Here is a 15,390-nt window from a genome sequence, read left to right on the forward strand (position 1 = left end):
CCAATGAAGTGCATGACGTTGGTAAGTCAATGAAAGCAAGCGCATTGCGCTTTCGACGTGGCATTGTCGTCGCGGCGGCGGCGGCGACGAATCTACGGGTATTCCCCAGGCATCATCGAATCTTGGATGCTTAATTTTTTTGCATGACACGCGCAAATACGGCGCGATCCGGGTTTCGACTGACAAGACGTCACGCAACGCGCCGTCCCTGGAACCACGCTGCGAGCGTGTATCGATGCATCCTGCGTTGCAAGCGCCCGACCGGAGCCGATGCCGACGCCCCTCGCCCGAGGCGCGTTGGCAAGCGCATTCGCCGCGACGAACCGGCTCGATCAGGCATCCGACACGTCGCGTCCGCCTTTCCGGCGACCGATGCGACGTCGAACCGCTCATGATCGCAGTCGGCAGGTGGGGCGGCACCCCGACGAATGGCATCGATACCGACGGGGTCGGATTCACGGGCCGGCTGACCGCTGCCCGCCATGAAAAGCTGCGCGTATGGCGCAATTCCGACAGTTTCGCGAGAATTTCTCAGGTATTTCCGACGGAGTTCATACGTGTGTTTATACTTCGGTCTGTAATACGTGAAGCATTTGGCCGGAGCCCCCCCGGAACGGCCTTGGCGTCACGCCGGCGGTCCGGTGGGTTTGGCCCCGAATGCGGTACTCACGCCGCACTCCGAACCGATCGGGCCGGCGCGACGACATCATGAAATTCGCGACACCGGTACAACGCCTCTGCGTGTGCGCCGGTGTTGCCTATTTGCCGTCCAGGGACAATGCAAGCCACCAGATCGCTCTACCTGCTCGGTCCAATGCGGGTCGAACAAGGCAAACAAGCCTGCGCCGTGAAGTACACGAAGGCGCGCGGCTTGCTGGCCTATCTCGCCCTGCAACCGGGCTATCACACGCGCGGCGCCCTCGCAGACCTGTTCTGGCCCGATGAAGACGGCCAGGGCGGGCGCGACAAGCTCAAGCGCATGCTGTTCCACCTGCGCGACACCCTGGGCGACGAACTCTTCGAATCCGACCGTCAGGTCGTACGACTGCGCCCCGAGACGGGGCTGTGGATCGATGCCCACGCGTTCGCGAGCATGATCGAGCAGGCGAGCCGCTCGCTCGATACCGTCACCGGTCTGGATCTGGCAGCGCAACTGCAGCATCTGGCGGACGCCGTGGCGCTCTATCAGGGGCCGTTTCTGCATGGCCTGTCGGTGCGCGACACGCCCGATCTCGAACAATGGATAGAACTCCAACGCGACGAATACCAGCGCCGCCGCGTGTTCGGTGAGCGCTTGCTTGCCGATGGCTACGCGCGCCTGGGCGATCTCGATCAGGCGCTCGCGCACGCGCGCCAGCTCGTCGCGCTCGCGCCTCTCGACGAGTCTGGCTGGCAGTGCCTGCTTGCGTTGCTGCTGCGCGCCGGTCGCCGCGACGACGCCGAGACCGAATACCAGCGCCTGTGCGGCATTCTGCAGGAGGAACTCGGCGAGCTCCCCGGCAAGGCCCTCACGCAGTTGCTGGAGACGCCGCCCGCGCGCATGGAACAACGCGCCACCGGTCCGGAGCGCCGCCAGTTGACGGTCGTGGCCATCGAGTTCTCGCCCAGCGGCGGCATGGACGATCCCGATCAGTTCGTGGGCATGATGCGCCCGCCGCTCGTGCAATGCGAAACGATCCTGCGCCAGTCGTGGGGTTACACGCTGCGCACGCCCACCGGCGGCCTGCTGGGTTACTTCGGCTATCCGACCGCACTCGAAGGCGCCGGGCGCCACGCCGTGGAGGCGGCCATGCGCTGCGTGCATGCCGGCACCGCGCACGTCGGGATCGGCGTGGGCGTGCACACCGGCCTGGTCATCAGCTCGGTCGCCGATGACAGCCCCGACACCGGCGGGCGCGTCTCACGCTGCGCGACGCAGCTCGCCGACATGGCGCTGCCCGGCGAAGTCGTGATTTGCGACGCCACGCAGCGACTCATCGGCGTGTCGATCGCCACCACGTCGCACGGCAGCGTGCGCGAACGCCACGCCAATCGCGACATCCCGGTCTTTCGCGTCAATCCCGACCCGACCCCGGAGCGTCGTTCTCGCCGCCGCGCCGCCATGCTCTTCGGGCGCGATGCCGCGCTCGCCGACCTCGCGGCCGTGCACATGGCCGTGCGGGGCGCCAACGCCGGACACGGCGTGCCCGCACTCGTGATCGGCGAAGCCGGTATCGGCAAATCGGCACTGGTGCGTCACTTCATCGAGACGCGCAGCTTGCGCGCCATCGAGCTGACCTGTGCGCAAGACGGCGCCGGCACACCCTTTCATCCGATCGCACGCTGGCTGCGCACGCAGTCGGCAGACGACGCGTCGCAATTGCCGCAACCCGCCCTGCTCGCGCATCGGCGCCTTCGCGCGCTGTTCGACATGCAGGCCGACGGCAACGTGCCACACGCCTGGAAGCAGGCCGTGCTGGACGAGGCGCCCGCCCTGCTCGCCGCATTGCTGCCCGACGGCGGCGTACTGGTGCTCGACGACGCGCACTGGGTCGACCCCTCCACGCAGGAACTGCTCGCGTTCATGGTGGAAAATCCGCCGTCCGGTCGCTTGCTGGTTGTCTGTGCGCGCCCGGAATTCGAACTTCCCTGGCGCCACACGGCGGCACTGCGCCGCATCGATCTGATGCCGCTGGACGCGGGCGCGGCGGCCTCGATCGTGCGCGCCGCCACGCCACGCATCGCCCTGCCGGCGGCGATGCGCGAGCGCATCGTGGCACTCGCCGAGGGGGTGCCGCTGTTCCTGCAGGAACTGGCGCGCGCAACCGCCGCGCAGCAAGGCGGACGCAGCGCCGCTGGCGCGATGCCCATGCCCGCGAGCCTCCAGGAGCTGATGATGGCGCGCATCGACGCCGCCGGCAGCGCCAAGCCTGTGGCGCACTTCGCGTCGTGTCTCGGCCAGGAGTTCGACGCCGATCTGCTCGCGGCCGCGAGCGGCCGGTCGATGACGCTCGTCGAGCGCGCGCTCGATACGCTCGTCGCCTGCTCGCTCGTGCACCGCCAGGACAACGGCCGCTATGTCTTCCGTCATGCGCTGCTGCACAAGGCCGCATACGACGCGCAACCACAGGAGCGACGTCAGGACGCCCATCGTCGCATTGCGCTCGCCATGCGCGAACAGGGTACGGCGGCAGTCCATGCTGAGCCTGAAGTGCTTGCCTGGCACTTCCGTCAGGCCGACGAACCCGACGCCGCCATCGAGCACTATCGTCTCGCGGGCCAGTACGCGACCGAGCGCCAGGCGTTCCGCGAAGCCTGCGCGCATTATCAGAGCGCGCTCGACGTGCTGCGTCAGTCCGGCGGCGGGGTGCAGACCGCGCAGCGCGAGCTGCAACTGCGCATGGCACTCGGCGTGCCGCTCGTCTCGCTGCATGGGTACGGTTCCGAACCCGCGCGTCACAACTTCGAGACGGCGCTGGCCCTGGCGCAACCGATGGGCGACGACATTGCCCTGTTCCCGGTCTACTGGGGGCTGTGGCTAGGGTCGAGCTCGTGGAGCGATTTCGACCGCAGCGTCGAGCTCGCGCGCAAGCTCATTCTCATCGCCGAGCAGGCCGACGCCGCACCGCTGCTCGCGCATGCGTATTACGCACTGGGCAACAGCCTGTGCTGCCACGGCGACTTCGGCGGTGCCGTCACCGCGCTGGAGACCGGACTCTCGCATTACCGTCCGGAGCATGCCGACACCGGCCTTGGCGAAGACGCCCGCATCACGGGGTTGTCGTTCCTGTCGTGGGCCTACTGGTTCACCGGGCGTCACGATGCGTCGCTCTCGGCCAGCGAGACCGCGCTGGCGCTGGGGCGTCAGAGCGGCCGCCGTTACTCCTTTTCGTTCGCATTGGTGTTCGCGGCGATGTTGCGACGTCTGCGACGCGAAGTCGCCTCGGCCGAGGCGCTGGCGAGCGAAGCCACCGAAGTGGCGACCGAGACCGGCGTGGCGCTGTGGGCGCTTGCCGGGCAGACGATTCGCGGCTGGGCACTCGCCTCGCGCGGCGACGCGAGCGGGCTCGAACGCATTACGGACAGTGTCGGACGTCTAAGCGAAATCATGGGCGGCGTCGAGGGCATCTTCTTCGGCATGATGGCCGAGGCGTGCGCGGGCACGGGCGATATCGCGCTCGGTCTGCATGTCACCGAACGCGGCGCGCACGTGGCGGCCCGTCGCGCCGACGGCCACTGGCAGGCCGAATTCCTGCGCCAGAAAGGCGACTTCCTGCGCGCGGGGCATCACCCCATCGACAGCGTGCGTCCATGGCTTGAGCATGCGCTGCAGATCGCCCAGGCCCAGGCGTCGCCGATGCTCACGCTTCGCGCGGCGCTGAGTCTGCTGCGCCTGGGCGACGACGACCCGCAACGCGACGCCGACTGCGTCGCGATCCTGCGCGATGCCCTCGATGCGCTGCATGGCGGCGAGACGTTGGCGGACGTGCAGGAAGCGCGCGCCATGCTCGCGGAAGTCGCTGCGCGGCGGCCCGAGCGGCGTACCGTCAGATTCGGCAGCTGAGCGCGCCGCACCGGCTTGACGGTGGCGCACGCCTCCCGCTCATGTAAATAGCGGCTATCAGGCGGCGCGTATGTCCGGGCGGCGCCCGGTCGCTATATTGGGACGGCTGGTGCCCCCAATCCACCTACGCCGAATCCGTCATGCCCATCGACTCCCCGCGCGTGCCGTCGACCGCCCCGACGGAAGCCCGACTCGCCACCCACGCCGAAGCGCGCCAGATGGCAACGCCCCCTTCGTTTGCGCCCACATCCAGGCCCGCGGCCACCCGCTGCCCCCCGCCACTCGCCTCGCACGAGGTCGTCGTGTCCGGTTGCGTCAAGCGCCGTCATTCGTTCGATCTTTGCGCGCTGCGGCGCCTGCCCACGCAACTGACCGGAGCGCTTGATGTCACGTGTCTCTCTGGTCGCAAGGTGCGTAGCGCGAGCGACTACAAGGGCGTTCGCCTGAGCGCGCTGCTCGATGTCGCGCAGTTGCGCATGCCGCGGGCACGCGACTTCACACGCGCCTTCGTGCTGGCTCAGGGCGCCGATGGCTACACCGTCATGTTCTCGTGGCACGAGCTCTACAACACCCCGGTTGGCGTGGGCGCCCTCGTCGTCTACGAGCGCGACGGGCAGCCGCTGGGCGAGGACGAGGGAGGCATCGGCCTAATTTCGACAGGCGATCTTCGCGTGGCGCTGCGCCAGGTGCGTGCGCTCAAGCGGCTCTGCGTCCATCTGGCCGATTCGCCACCGCCCTGAGGTCATCCGCGCGTGCCGAGCGCCCCCTACACTGGCGGCAAATTCTCCCGGCACCTCATTGATGGCAGCGCGACCATGACGGACACCTTTTCCAGGCGCCCCGCGCCTCGAGCCACCCGCACGGCCACCGGCCGCACGCACAACGGCCCCCCCCGCGACAACGACTGCGGCACCCACGGCGGAGTCGATACCCGAGCGGATACCCGCGCCGATGCCCCGGCCAACGGCCCCTGGCGCATGCCGCCCGAATGGCATCCGCACGCGGCCGGCTGGATGGCGTGGCCCGGCCACACGGTCCTGTCGGGTGCACGACGCGCCGAAGTCGTCGACGAACTGGGACGCATCGCCCACGCCATTGCGCGGTTCGAGCCGTTGCACGTCGCCGTCGATCCCGCGCATCTCGACGAAGCGTTGCGTCTGCTGCCCGCCAACGCCACGCTCCACCCCATGCCGGTCGACGATCACTGGATGCGTGACACCGGGCCGACCTTCGTGGTCGATGAGACGGCCTCGCTCCATGCGGTGCGCTGGAACTTCAACAGTTGGGGAAGAAAGCTGCGCCCAATGCCCGCGGCGGACCCGCTCGTGGCCGAACGCGTCGCGCTGACGCTCGGCGTGAACGCATCGGCCGCGCCGATCGTGGCCGAGGGCGGATCGCTGCTTGTCGACGGCGAGGGCACGCTGATCGTGACGGAGACTTCGATTCTCAACCCGAACCGCAATCCCGGCCTCACGCGTCGCGAGGCCGAAACGTTGTTCCGTCACTGGCTGGGGGCGACGCACGTGGTGTGGTTGCCGGGTTCATGGCTCGACACGATTACCGACGGTCATGTCGACGGAGTGGCCAGCTTCGTGCGCCCAGGCGTGCTGCTGGCAACCGGTGCGGACGGCGACGACGAGTGGTCGCGGGAAGCGCGTGAAAACCTGCGGGCGCTGCTGCTCGCGCGCGACGCGCGCGGCCGGCATTTCGACATCGGCCTGCTGCGCTCGCCCGACTTCGATGCCCTGCCCGCCGACGTGGCGAACGACGCCGACTTTGCGCCCGAGTATGTGAATTTCTATCTGCCGAACGGCGGCGTCGTGATGGCGGCGTTCGGCGATCCGGCGACGGATGCGCAGGCTCGCGAGATCGTCCAGCGGGCGTTTCCCGAGCGCCGCATCGTGCAGTTGCCGCTACGCGCCATCGCGCGGCGCGGCGGCGGCGTTCACTGCTGCACGCAGCAGCAGCCGGCCACAGCCGCGCGCTAAGCGGCAATCGCGCGAAGTCAGTCGTCCACGACGCGACGCTTTCGCGCTGCCGGCGACTTCGCAGCGACACCGGCCGTTGCGCTTGCCTTCGCAGGCTTCATCGTCTTCGTCGTCTTCGTCGTCCCGGCCGCCCGAGAGGTTCGAATGGTCCGAGCCGTCTTCGGCGCCGTCGCGCTGCTGTTCTTGTGCGAACGCGCGCGTTGCTGCATGTCGACGATGTCCGAATCGAGAATGAGGCGACCGCGCAACTTGCCGTTCATCCGCTTGATGTACGTGCGCGCTTCCTGCATGTGGATCTGCATCAGTTCGCGCACGCGCGACGCATCGCCCGCGCGCGCCGCGTCGGTGATCTGCCGGTGAATGTTCACGTTGGCCGTGCCGAACTTTTCGTGCTCGCGGCGCGGTGTCTCGTTGCCGAACACGATCAGCTGGCGAATCATCTCGTTGACGAGTTCGCACGTGAAGCGCAGAAAGCTGTTGGGATTCGCCGCCGCGAGAATGTCGTGAAAGTCGACGTCGGCCTGACGCTGGCGCAGCAGCTCGCGCCGATCTTGCGACGCCGGGCTGCAGCACGCCATGTTGTGCTCCAGCGCCTCGAAGTCGGCCTCGGTCAGATGCGGCACCGCGCCGGCGGCGAGCTCGGGCTCGAGCAACTGACGCACCGTGTAGATGTCGTCGATGCTCACTTCCTTGAAGAAGAGATAGTTCTGAAGCAGCTGGAAGGTGCGCTCGAGCGGCACCTCCACCACCATGCCCCCGCCCGACGGACCCGTGCTCACCTTGATGAGCCCCTGCACTTCGAGCGACTTGAGCGCTTCGCGAATGGTGCTCTTCGACACGCCGAACATCTGTTGCAATTCCACTTCGCGCGGCAGACGATCGCCGGGCAGAAGATTGCCTTCCGTGATCAGGCGCTTGATGGCTTCGGCGACCAGATCGCCGCGTTTCTGCTGTTTGATTTCCAACGGCTCGCGCATCGTTTGCGGATCCAATGCCATGTGGCGCCTCGTGAGTTACCGTCGGAAAAGACGGCATCGGCTTCGGGTTTTTTTCCGGTTGACACTGAAAAGCATTATACCTACGATCAAATTCATCCTATTTATCATAATAAATATGACGGATAGGGATAAGGCCCGGACGTTGCAAGTCGTTACTGTCAGGTCGCTTTCTCAGGTCTCTGGCCGGTCGTTGTGTGACGCGCTGCACGTTTGCACCCCATGAACGATTGCTCCCTTCCCTGGAGACCAAATTGAATCGTCGTGAACTGTTGAAGCTCGCCGCCGCAGCGTCTTTGCCTGCCTCCCTATTCACCACTCGCGACGTGTTCGCACAGGGCTCCGGCGCCATCCAACTGGCCTGCCCGGTGCCGATGTCGGGACCGTTTGCCGCCAACGGCAAGTTCGCCGACCTCGGCATGAAACTCGTCGTGGAGCAGTACGGCAAGGTGCTCGGCCGCCCGCTCGCCTACACCACGCTCGACACCGAGGGTAAACCCGCCACGGCGATCCGCCGCGTTCAGGAAATCGCGCAGCAAAAGGGCGCGCGCTTCTTCGCGGGCGGCATCCTGTCGTCCGAGGCGCTCGCCATGGGCAAGGAAGTCGAGAAGGCAGGCGGCGTGTTTATCACGACTGCGGGCGCCGACGAGATCACCGGCAAGGATTGCAACAGTGCAACGTTCCGCTGGTCCGTGCCGACGTTCGGCGCCATCGAGCAGACCGTGCGCCCGCTCATCGAGTCGATGCCCAAGGCCAAGCGCTGGTACACGATCACGCCGCAGTATGTGTTCGGCGAGGGCCTGCTCACCGCCGCGAAGAACATCTTCAAGGAAAAGGGCATCGAACACGTCGGCAACAGTTATCACTCGCTCTCGGAAAAGGAATTCTCCGGCTACCTCACCAACGCGATGGCGGCCAAGCCGGACGTGTTGCTGTTGCTGAATTTCGGTTCGCAATCGTCCGACGCCCTGCGTCAGGCAGTGAGCTTCGGCATGAAGAAGAACTGCACGATCCTGATGGCGTGGGCCTCGGGTCTGGAGCAGTTCGAGACGCTCGGCGCCGATCTGTGCGACGGCGTGTACTTCGGCGCACAGTACTGGCACGCCGTGGCTTCGCCGCTGAACCTCGATCTGGTCAAGCGCACGCAGGACCGCTTCAAGCAGAACCCGAACTACAGCCTCGCCGGCTCCTACATTTGCACCAAGCTCATGCTCGACGCCATGGTCAAGGCGGGCAGCGCCGAACCGAAGGCCGTGATCGCCGCCATGGAAGGCATGAAGTACGACGGTCTCACGGGTCCGGAAGAGATCCGCAAGGGCGATCACCAGGTGCTCAAGAACTACTATCTGCTCAAGGGCAAGGCCAAGTCGAAAATGAAGAACGCCGACGATTTCGCCGACATCGTCAGCGCCGGGAAGTCCTTCCTTCCGCTCGACAAGACCGAGTGCAAGATGGCTTGATGCCTTAGTCCCATAGCACCATAACGCCATAACGCCGTCGAGGCGTCGGGTATTGCCTGCGGGGGGACGCATCGTCGTCACCCCGCGCGTCGTCCGTGCCACACCGTACGTCGAGTACGCCGCGGCGCGGAGGACTTCACGTCCACTCACGTTCCCCGGGACGCGCATGAACGTCTATTTGCTGCAAGTCATCAACGGCGTCGGCATCGGAATGCTGTACTTCCTGCTGGCTGTCGGGTTGTCGATCATCTTCGGCCTGCTGCGCTTCGTGAACTTCGCGCACGGCGCCTTCTATCTGCTCGGCGCCTACTTCTGCTATCAGGCGCTGCAGTGGGGCCTGTCGTTCTGGCTCGCCCTGATCGTGTGTCCGATCGTCGTGGGCGCGCTGGCCTGGATCGCCGAGAAGGTGTTGCTCTCGCGCATCTACGAGAAAGCGCACGAATTCCACATTCTCGTCACTGTCGGGCTCGCCCTGGTGGTGCAGGAACTCGTCATCATCGTGTGGGGCCCGCTCGGCGACAACGTGGCCGTGCCCGAAATGCTCGACGGCGTGGTGATGTGGGGCAGCTTCATCTATCCCAAGTACCGGCTGTTTCTCATCGGCTTCACGGCCGTGTTTGCCGCGGTGCTCTGGTGGCTGCTCGAAGGCACGCGCCTGGGCAGTGCCGTGCGTGCGGGCAGCGAATCGTCGGAGATGGTCTCTCTGCTGGGCATCAACGTGTTCCGGGTGTTCAGCTTCGCGTTCGCGTTGGGGGCGGGCACGGCGGCACTGGCCGGCGTGCTGGCCGCGCCGGTGCGGGGTGTCGAACCGTTCATGGGCATCGAAGCGCTCGGCATCGCGTTCGTGGTGGTGGTCATCGGCGGCATGGGCAGCTTTGCCGGGGCGCTCGTGGGCGGCCTCGTGATCGGCATCGTGCAAAGCCTGATGAGCACGATCTGGCCGGAAGGCGCACGATTGATGATCTACGTGGCCATGGCGGCAGTGCTGCTCATGCGCCCGCACGGCCTGCTCGGGAGGGGATGATGCTGGCACGTTACCGTTTTTGGCTTCTCGCGGCAGCCGTCACCCTGATCCTGCCGCTAACGCTCTCGTCGGGCACGCTCGCCACCGAAGTGCTCGTCTACGCGCTGGCGGTGCTCGGCTGCAACCTGCTGCTCGGCTACACAGGCCTGCTCTCGTTCGGCCAGGGCATCTTCTTCGGTCTGGGCAGTTACACGCTGGGCATCATGCTCACCCGCACGTCGCTGCCGATGCCGCTCGCGGTCGTCATCGCCATCGTGCTCGGCGCGGCGATCGCCGCGATCGTCGGCAGCTTCGCGATCCGGCAGAAGGGCACGTACTTCGTCATGCTCACGCTCGCGTGCGCACAGATGTTCTACTTCGTGGCCTATACCGCCACGGACTGGACCGGCGGCGACAACGGCCTGCTCGACATCCCGCGCAATTCGCTCTCCCTGGGCGGCAGGACGCTGATTCCGCTCGAGTCGCCCTGGCAGTACTACACCTTCGTCGCGGTGATCTTCCTGATTGTTTTCGCCATCCTGCTGCGCGTCGCCGATTCGGTGTTCGGGCGCACGCTGCTCGCGATTCGCGACAACGAAACACGCGCCGCGGCCATCGGCTATCACGTGAAGACGTTCAAGCTCGTGGCATTCGCCATCTCCGGCGCCGTCACGGCGCTCGCAGGCGCGCTGCACGCGTTGATGACGGGGATCGCACCGCTGTCGAACATCGAATATCACACGAGCGAGATGATTCTGGTGATGACCGTGATCGGCGGCACAGGCAATCTGTTCGCCTCGGTGCTCGGCGCAGCGTTCTACGTGCTCGCAGCCGACTGGCTCTCCACGCTCTGGCCACGCTGGTTGCTCTTGCTCGGGCTGCTGCTCATCGCCGTGAGCCTGTTCATGCATCGCGGGCTGTGGGGCGTGGGCGAGTCGTTGTGGCAACGCGTTGCCGGCAAACGCGGCCCGGCGAACGGCGAGAGCGGCGAGAACGGCGAGAACGGCGAGCGCGGCAAACTGGATACGCAGGGAGACCCGACATGAGCGACGCACTGATCGAAGCCTCGGGCATCGTCAAGCGCTACGGCAAATTCACGGCGCTGCACGGCGTCGACCTGCGCGTGGCACCGCGCACCGTGCACTCCGTCATCGGCCCGAACGGCGCGGGCAAGACCACGCTCTTTCACATGCTGACCGGTACCGTGCCGGTCTCGGGCGGGCGCATCCTGTTCGACGGACACGACGTCACGACCGAGGCTGACTATCGCCGCGTGCAACGCGGCATCGCGCGCTCGTTTCAGGTCACGGCACTGTTCCAGAACCTGTCGGTGCGCGAGAACCTGCGCCTGGCGGCCCTGGGCGTCACACCGCGTCGCGCGCTGTCTTGCTGGCGCAAGGCCGACGGCGCCCGAGCCTGCGCCGAGATCGTCGACGACGTGCTCACCCGCCTTGCACTCACGCGTCACGCGGACTCCGCCGCCGGCTTGCTCTCGCACGGTCAGCAGCGCCGGCTGGAAGTCGGAATGGCGCTCGCCGCGCGCCCGAAGGCAATCTTTCTCGACGAACCCACTTCGGGCATGGGTATCGACGACCTCGACGACATGAAGCAGCTCATTCGCGGCCTGCGCGACGACCACACCGTCGTGCTCATCGAGCACAACATGAATATCGTGATGGACATCTCCGACACGATCACCGTCATGCAGCAGGGCCGCGTCCTCGTCGAAGGCAAGCCCGACGCGATTCGCGCCGACGACCGCGTGCGCGCGGCGTACCTCGGCAACATGATCACCGGAGGCCGCGCATGATTCTCGACGTCGCAGGCATTCACAGCTACTACGGCAAGAGCCACATTCTTCAGGGCGTGTCGCTTTCCGTCGGCGACGGCGAGCTCGTCACGCTGCTTGGCCGCAACGGCGCCGGCAAGTCCACCACGCTCAAGACCATTGCCGGCGTGGTTCCCCCTCGCGCCGGCAGCATCGCGTTCCTCGGCAAACCGGTCGCCGGACAACCGGCGCACCGCATTGCCGCGCGCGGCGTGTGCTTCGTGCCGGAGCATCGCGGCGTCTTCAAGCTGCTCACCGTCGAAGAGAATCTCAAGCTCGGCGCGCGACGCGATTCGCCGTGGCAACTGGCGGACATCTACCGGATCTTTCCTCGCCTTCAGGAGCGCCGCAAGAACGGCGGCGCCCAGTTGTCCGGCGGCGAGCAGCAGATGCTGGCCATCGGGCGCGCGCTGATGAATCACCCGCGTCTGCTCATGCTCGACGAGCCGGTCGAAGGGCTCGCGCCGGTGATCGTCGAGGAGATCGTGGCGCAGTTGAAGCTCATCAAGCAGGCGGGCGTGGCGATCCTGCTCGTCGAACAGAACCTGGAAGTCTGCACGCAGCTCGCCGATCGACACTACATCGTCGAGCAGGGCGTGATCGTGTACGGCGCGGACAACGCGACGTTCCTTGCCGACGAAGTGGTCAAGGATCGCTATCTCGGCGTGGGCGTGGCCTGAGCGCCCCCCGCATTTCGCGACGCATGCCGCCTTGCCGGAGGCTCCGGCGCGGCATGCGCCATTTGCCAACGCACGCGGCGTCGCGCACACCGTGCCGCGTGCACTGAAGGATCCATGAACATGCAACGTCTCGATCAACCGGCTGCCGCAATGCGCGTGGATGGCGCGCGTCTGTGGGACAGCCTCATGCAGCTCGCACGGATCGGCGCCACGGAAAAAGGCGGTGTCTGCCGCCTCGCGCTGACCGACCTCGACCGCCAGGGCCGCGATCTGTTCGTGAAGTGGGCGAGGGAGATCGGTTGCACGGTGCGCGTCGACGCCATCGGCAATCTCTTCGCGCGCCGCGCCGGACGCGACGACACCCTGCCGCCGGTGATGACCGGCAGCCACATCGACACCCAGCCGACGGGCGGCAAGTTCGACGGCAACTACGGCGTGCTCGCCGGCCTGGAAGTGCTGCGCACGCTCAACGACAACGGCGTCGTGACGCAGGCGCCGCTCGAGGTCGCCGTGTGGACCAACGAGGAAGGCTCGCGATTCGTCCCGGTAATGATGGGCTCGGGCGTCTACGCCGGGGCTTTCTCGCTGGAACATGCCCTGGCGCAGCGAGACCACGATGGCGTGAGCGTCGCCGACGCCTTGCACGCCATCGGCTACGCCGGCGAGACCTCCGCCGTCGGACGTCCCGGCGCGGTCGGCGCATATTTCGAGGCGCACATCGAGCAGGGGCCGGTGCTCGAAGCCCACGACAAGACCATCGGTGTCGTGCAGGGGGCGCTTGGTCAGCGCTGGTACGACGTCACCGTCACGGGTATGGAAGCGCATGCGGGCCCCACGCCGATGGAACTGCGCCGAGACGCGCTGCTCGCCGCCGCACAGTTGATCCAGGCGGTGAACCGCATTGCCTGCGAGCACGCGCCGCACGCGCGCGGCACGGTTGGCTGGGTCGACAACTATCCGAACTCGCGCAATGTGATTCCCGGGCGCGTGAAGCTCTCCGTCGATCTGCGCGCCGCGGACGACGCCACACTCGATGCACTCAACGCCGCGTTGCGCGCCGAGTGTGCCGCACTGAGCACGAACGGGATCGACGTCGCCATCGAGCAGGTCGTGTACTTCCCGCCACAACCGTTCGCGCCCGAACTCGTCGCGGCGATCCGCGACGGTGCGCGGGCACTGGGCCTGTCGTCGATGGACGCGATCAGCGGCGCCGGACACGACGCGGTGTATCTCGCACGTATCGCGCCGACGGCCATGATTTTCGTGCCTTGCAAGGACGGCATCAGCCACAACGAAATCGAAGACGCCGATCCCGCGCATCTGGAAGCGGGTTGTAACGTGCTGTTGCAGGCGATGCTCCAACGTGCGGGAGGTGCCGCATGAAGGTGATGATCGCGCGGATGAATCACGAGACGAATACGTTCTCGCCGGTGCCGACCCCGCTCGAGGCGTTCGGCAATCAGGGGCCGACATACGACGAGGCCGCCTATCGCGAGAACAAGGGCATGCGCACTGCCATGGCCGCGTTCATCGATCTGGCCGAGGCGGCCGGCGGGCAACTGATCACGCCCGTGTCCGCAAGTGCCAATCCGAGTGGTCCGGTCGCGGCGGGTGCGTACGACGAACTCTGTGGCCGGATCGTGGCCGCGAGTCGGGGGGTCGACGCGATCCTGCTCGACCTGCACGGCGCGATGGTTGCCGAGAACAGCAACGACGGGGAAGGCGATCTGCTCTCGCGCGTACGCGAGGCGGCGCCCGACACACCGATTGCCGTGGCGCTCGACCTGCATGCGAACGTCACCCCGAAAATCATCGCCAACGCCGACATCGTCGTCGGCTTCAAGACCTACCCGCACGTCGACATGTACGAAACCGGCGAGCACGCCGGGCGGTTGCTCTTCGACATGCTCGCGGGCAAGCGTCGCCCGAAAGTCGTGTGGCGCCAGCCCCCGCTCATGGTGCACTCGCTGCGCAGCACGAGCCACGACGGTGCGATGAAGCGCGCCATCGAGGCGGCGCGGCGCGCCGAAGCCGAGGAGGGCATTCTTGCGGTGTCGGTGTTCTCGGGCTTCTCGCTCGCCGACATTCCCGCGCCATGTCTTAGCGTCGTGGTGACGGCCGAGGGCGACGCGGCGGGCATCGCACGCGCACAGGCGGTGGCGGACCGCATCGCCGCGCAGGCGTGGGACGAGCGCGACGGCTTCGTCTACCGCAGCGCGCCGCTCGCGGCGTCGATCGCCGAGGCGAAACGTCTCGCCGATGGCGCGAACAAACCGGTATTGCTGCTCGACCACAGCGACAACTGCATGTCGGGCGGCACGTGCGACACCATGGACGTGCTCGACGCCGCGCTCGCGGGCGGTCTGACCGGCATTGGCGTGGGGCCGTTGTGCGATCCGGAAGCCGTGGCAACGCTGATCGCCGCGGGCGAGGGCGCCGAGATCACGCTCGCGCTCGGCAACAAGCGCGCGCTCACGCAGTTGGGCATCACCAAGACGCCGACGGTGCTCACGGGCATCGTGCGCAGGATCAGCAACGGCGAGTACGTCGTGAGCGGTCCGACCTACACCGGCCAGCGCTGCTATATGGGCCGCACGGTGCTCTTCGACATCGGCCCGGCGCGCATCGTGGTCACGGAGCGTACCCACGAGCCGTGGGATCACGGCGTGTTCACGTGCGTCGGCCTCGATCCGCGCAGCGAGCGCTTCCTGCTGCTCAAGTCGCGCATGTATTGCCGCCCGGTCTTCGTGCCGATCTCGGCCGGTCTGGTCGAATGCGACAGCGACGGTGTCACCAGCTCGAACTACGGCCTGTTCCCGTTCTCGCGGGTGAAACGGCCGGTGTATCCGCTCGATGGCGACGCGACATTCCAGGTTTAGCAGTACCGTTCGCG

General features: G+C 66.6%; 11 protein-coding genes. 10 read left to right on the forward strand and 1 reads right to left on the reverse strand.

The window, feature by feature from the left end; all coding sequences use genetic code 11:
* Positions 1–778: 778 nt before the first annotated feature.
* The 3 genes from PMO31116_RS07400 to PMO31116_RS07410 all read left to right on the forward strand — a co-directional run bounded on the left by PMO31116_RS07400 (position 779) and on the right by PMO31116_RS07410 (position 6,531).
* On the forward strand, positions 779–4,543 hold the full coding sequence (locus tag PMO31116_RS07400) for an AfsR/SARP family transcriptional regulator (RefSeq protein ID WP_150566151.1): 3,765 nt from the start codon (positions 779–781) through the stop codon (positions 4,541–4,543).
* Positions 4,544–4,683: 140 nt separating this feature from the next.
* Positions 4,684–5,283, forward strand: a complete 600-nt coding sequence (locus tag PMO31116_RS07405) for a molybdopterin-dependent oxidoreductase (protein WP_150566152.1) — start codon at positions 4,684–4,686, stop codon at positions 5,281–5,283.
* A 75-nt stretch (positions 5,284–5,358) separates the two neighbouring features.
* Positions 5,359–6,531 (forward strand): agmatine deiminase family protein, encoded by a 1,173-nt coding sequence (locus PMO31116_RS07410; RefSeq protein ID WP_150566153.1) that lies wholly within the window; start codon positions 5,359–5,361, stop codon positions 6,529–6,531.
* A gap of 17 nt (positions 6,532–6,548) precedes the next feature.
* Here the strand turns inward: PMO31116_RS07410 and PMO31116_RS07415 are convergent, their stop codons facing one another.
* Complete coding sequence (locus tag PMO31116_RS07415) at positions 6,549–7,529, reverse strand: FadR/GntR family transcriptional regulator (protein WP_246185184.1); 981 nt, start codon at positions 7,527–7,529, stop codon at positions 6,549–6,551.
* A gap of 251 nt (positions 7,530–7,780) precedes the next feature.
* Here PMO31116_RS07415 and PMO31116_RS07420 point away from each other — a divergent pair, with 251 nt between their 5' ends.
* The 7 genes from PMO31116_RS07420 to PMO31116_RS07450 all read left to right on the forward strand — a co-directional run bounded on the left by PMO31116_RS07420 (position 7,781) and on the right by PMO31116_RS07450 (position 15,376).
* Complete coding sequence (locus PMO31116_RS07420) at positions 7,781–8,986, forward strand: ABC transporter substrate-binding protein (RefSeq protein WP_150566154.1); 1,206 nt, start codon at positions 7,781–7,783, stop codon at positions 8,984–8,986.
* Between the two features lie 166 nt (positions 8,987–9,152).
* Positions 9,153–10,010, forward strand: coding sequence for a branched-chain amino acid ABC transporter permease (locus PMO31116_RS07425; protein WP_023598179.1), 858 nt, complete (start codon positions 9,153–9,155; stop codon positions 10,008–10,010).
* Entirely contained in the window at positions 10,010–11,035 is a 1,026-nt protein-coding gene (locus PMO31116_RS07430) for a branched-chain amino acid ABC transporter permease (RefSeq protein ID WP_150566155.1), read from the forward strand. Before PMO31116_RS07425 ends, PMO31116_RS07430 begins: the two co-directional genes overlap by 1 nt.
* Complete coding sequence (locus PMO31116_RS07435) at positions 11,032–11,799, forward strand: ABC transporter ATP-binding protein (protein WP_150566156.1); 768 nt, start codon at positions 11,032–11,034, stop codon at positions 11,797–11,799. The genes PMO31116_RS07430 and PMO31116_RS07435 overlap by 4 nt, the downstream gene beginning before the upstream one ends.
* Positions 11,796–12,497 (forward strand): ABC transporter ATP-binding protein, encoded by a 702-nt coding sequence (locus tag PMO31116_RS07440; protein ID WP_150566157.1) that lies wholly within the window; start codon positions 11,796–11,798, stop codon positions 12,495–12,497. Before PMO31116_RS07435 ends, PMO31116_RS07440 begins: the two co-directional genes overlap by 4 nt.
* Before the next feature lie 120 nt (positions 12,498–12,617).
* The gene (locus PMO31116_RS07445) at positions 12,618–13,880 is read left to right on the forward strand and encodes a Zn-dependent hydrolase (protein WP_150566291.1); all 1,263 of its coding nucleotides are present in this window, start codon (positions 12,618–12,620) and stop codon (positions 13,878–13,880) included.
* Entirely contained in the window at positions 13,877–15,376 is a 1,500-nt protein-coding gene (locus PMO31116_RS07450) for a M81 family metallopeptidase (protein ID WP_150566158.1), read from the forward strand. Before PMO31116_RS07445 ends, PMO31116_RS07450 begins: the two co-directional genes overlap by 4 nt.
* Positions 15,377–15,390 lie beyond the last annotated feature (14 nt).

Origin of the sequence: Pandoraea morbifera (assembly GCF_902459575.1) — a bacterium.
GTDB classification, from domain to species: Bacteria; Pseudomonadota; Gammaproteobacteria; order Burkholderiales; family Burkholderiaceae; genus Pandoraea; species Pandoraea morbifera.

What these genes read in the sequence shown, in the direction of transcription:
- PMO31116_RS07400 (WP_150566151.1), top strand. Translation starts at nt 779, where the DNA reads ATGCAAGCCACCAGATCGCTCTACCTGCTCGGTCCAATGCGGGTCGAA.
- PMO31116_RS07405 (WP_150566152.1), top strand. Translation starts at nt 4,684, where the DNA reads ATGCCCATCGACTCCCCGCGCGTGCCGTCGACCGCCCCGACGGAAGCC.
- PMO31116_RS07410 (WP_150566153.1), top strand. Translation starts at nt 5,359, where the DNA reads ATGACGGACACCTTTTCCAGGCGCCCCGCGCCTCGAGCCACCCGCACG.
- PMO31116_RS07415 (WP_246185184.1), bottom strand. Translation starts at nt 7,529, where the DNA reads ATGGCATTGGATCCGCAAACGATGCGCGAGCCGTTGGAAATCAAACAG.
- PMO31116_RS07425 (WP_023598179.1), top strand. Translation starts at nt 9,153, where the DNA reads ATGAACGTCTATTTGCTGCAAGTCATCAACGGCGTCGGCATCGGAATG.
- PMO31116_RS07430 (WP_150566155.1), top strand. Translation starts at nt 10,010, where the DNA reads ATGCTGGCACGTTACCGTTTTTGGCTTCTCGCGGCAGCCGTCACCCTG.
- PMO31116_RS07435 (WP_150566156.1), top strand. Translation starts at nt 11,032, where the DNA reads ATGAGCGACGCACTGATCGAAGCCTCGGGCATCGTCAAGCGCTACGGC.
- PMO31116_RS07440 (WP_150566157.1), top strand. Translation starts at nt 11,796, where the DNA reads ATGATTCTCGACGTCGCAGGCATTCACAGCTACTACGGCAAGAGCCAC.
- PMO31116_RS07445 (WP_150566291.1), top strand. Translation starts at nt 12,618, where the DNA reads ATGCAACGTCTCGATCAACCGGCTGCCGCAATGCGCGTGGATGGCGCG.
- PMO31116_RS07450 (WP_150566158.1), top strand. Translation starts at nt 13,877, where the DNA reads ATGAAGGTGATGATCGCGCGGATGAATCACGAGACGAATACGTTCTCG.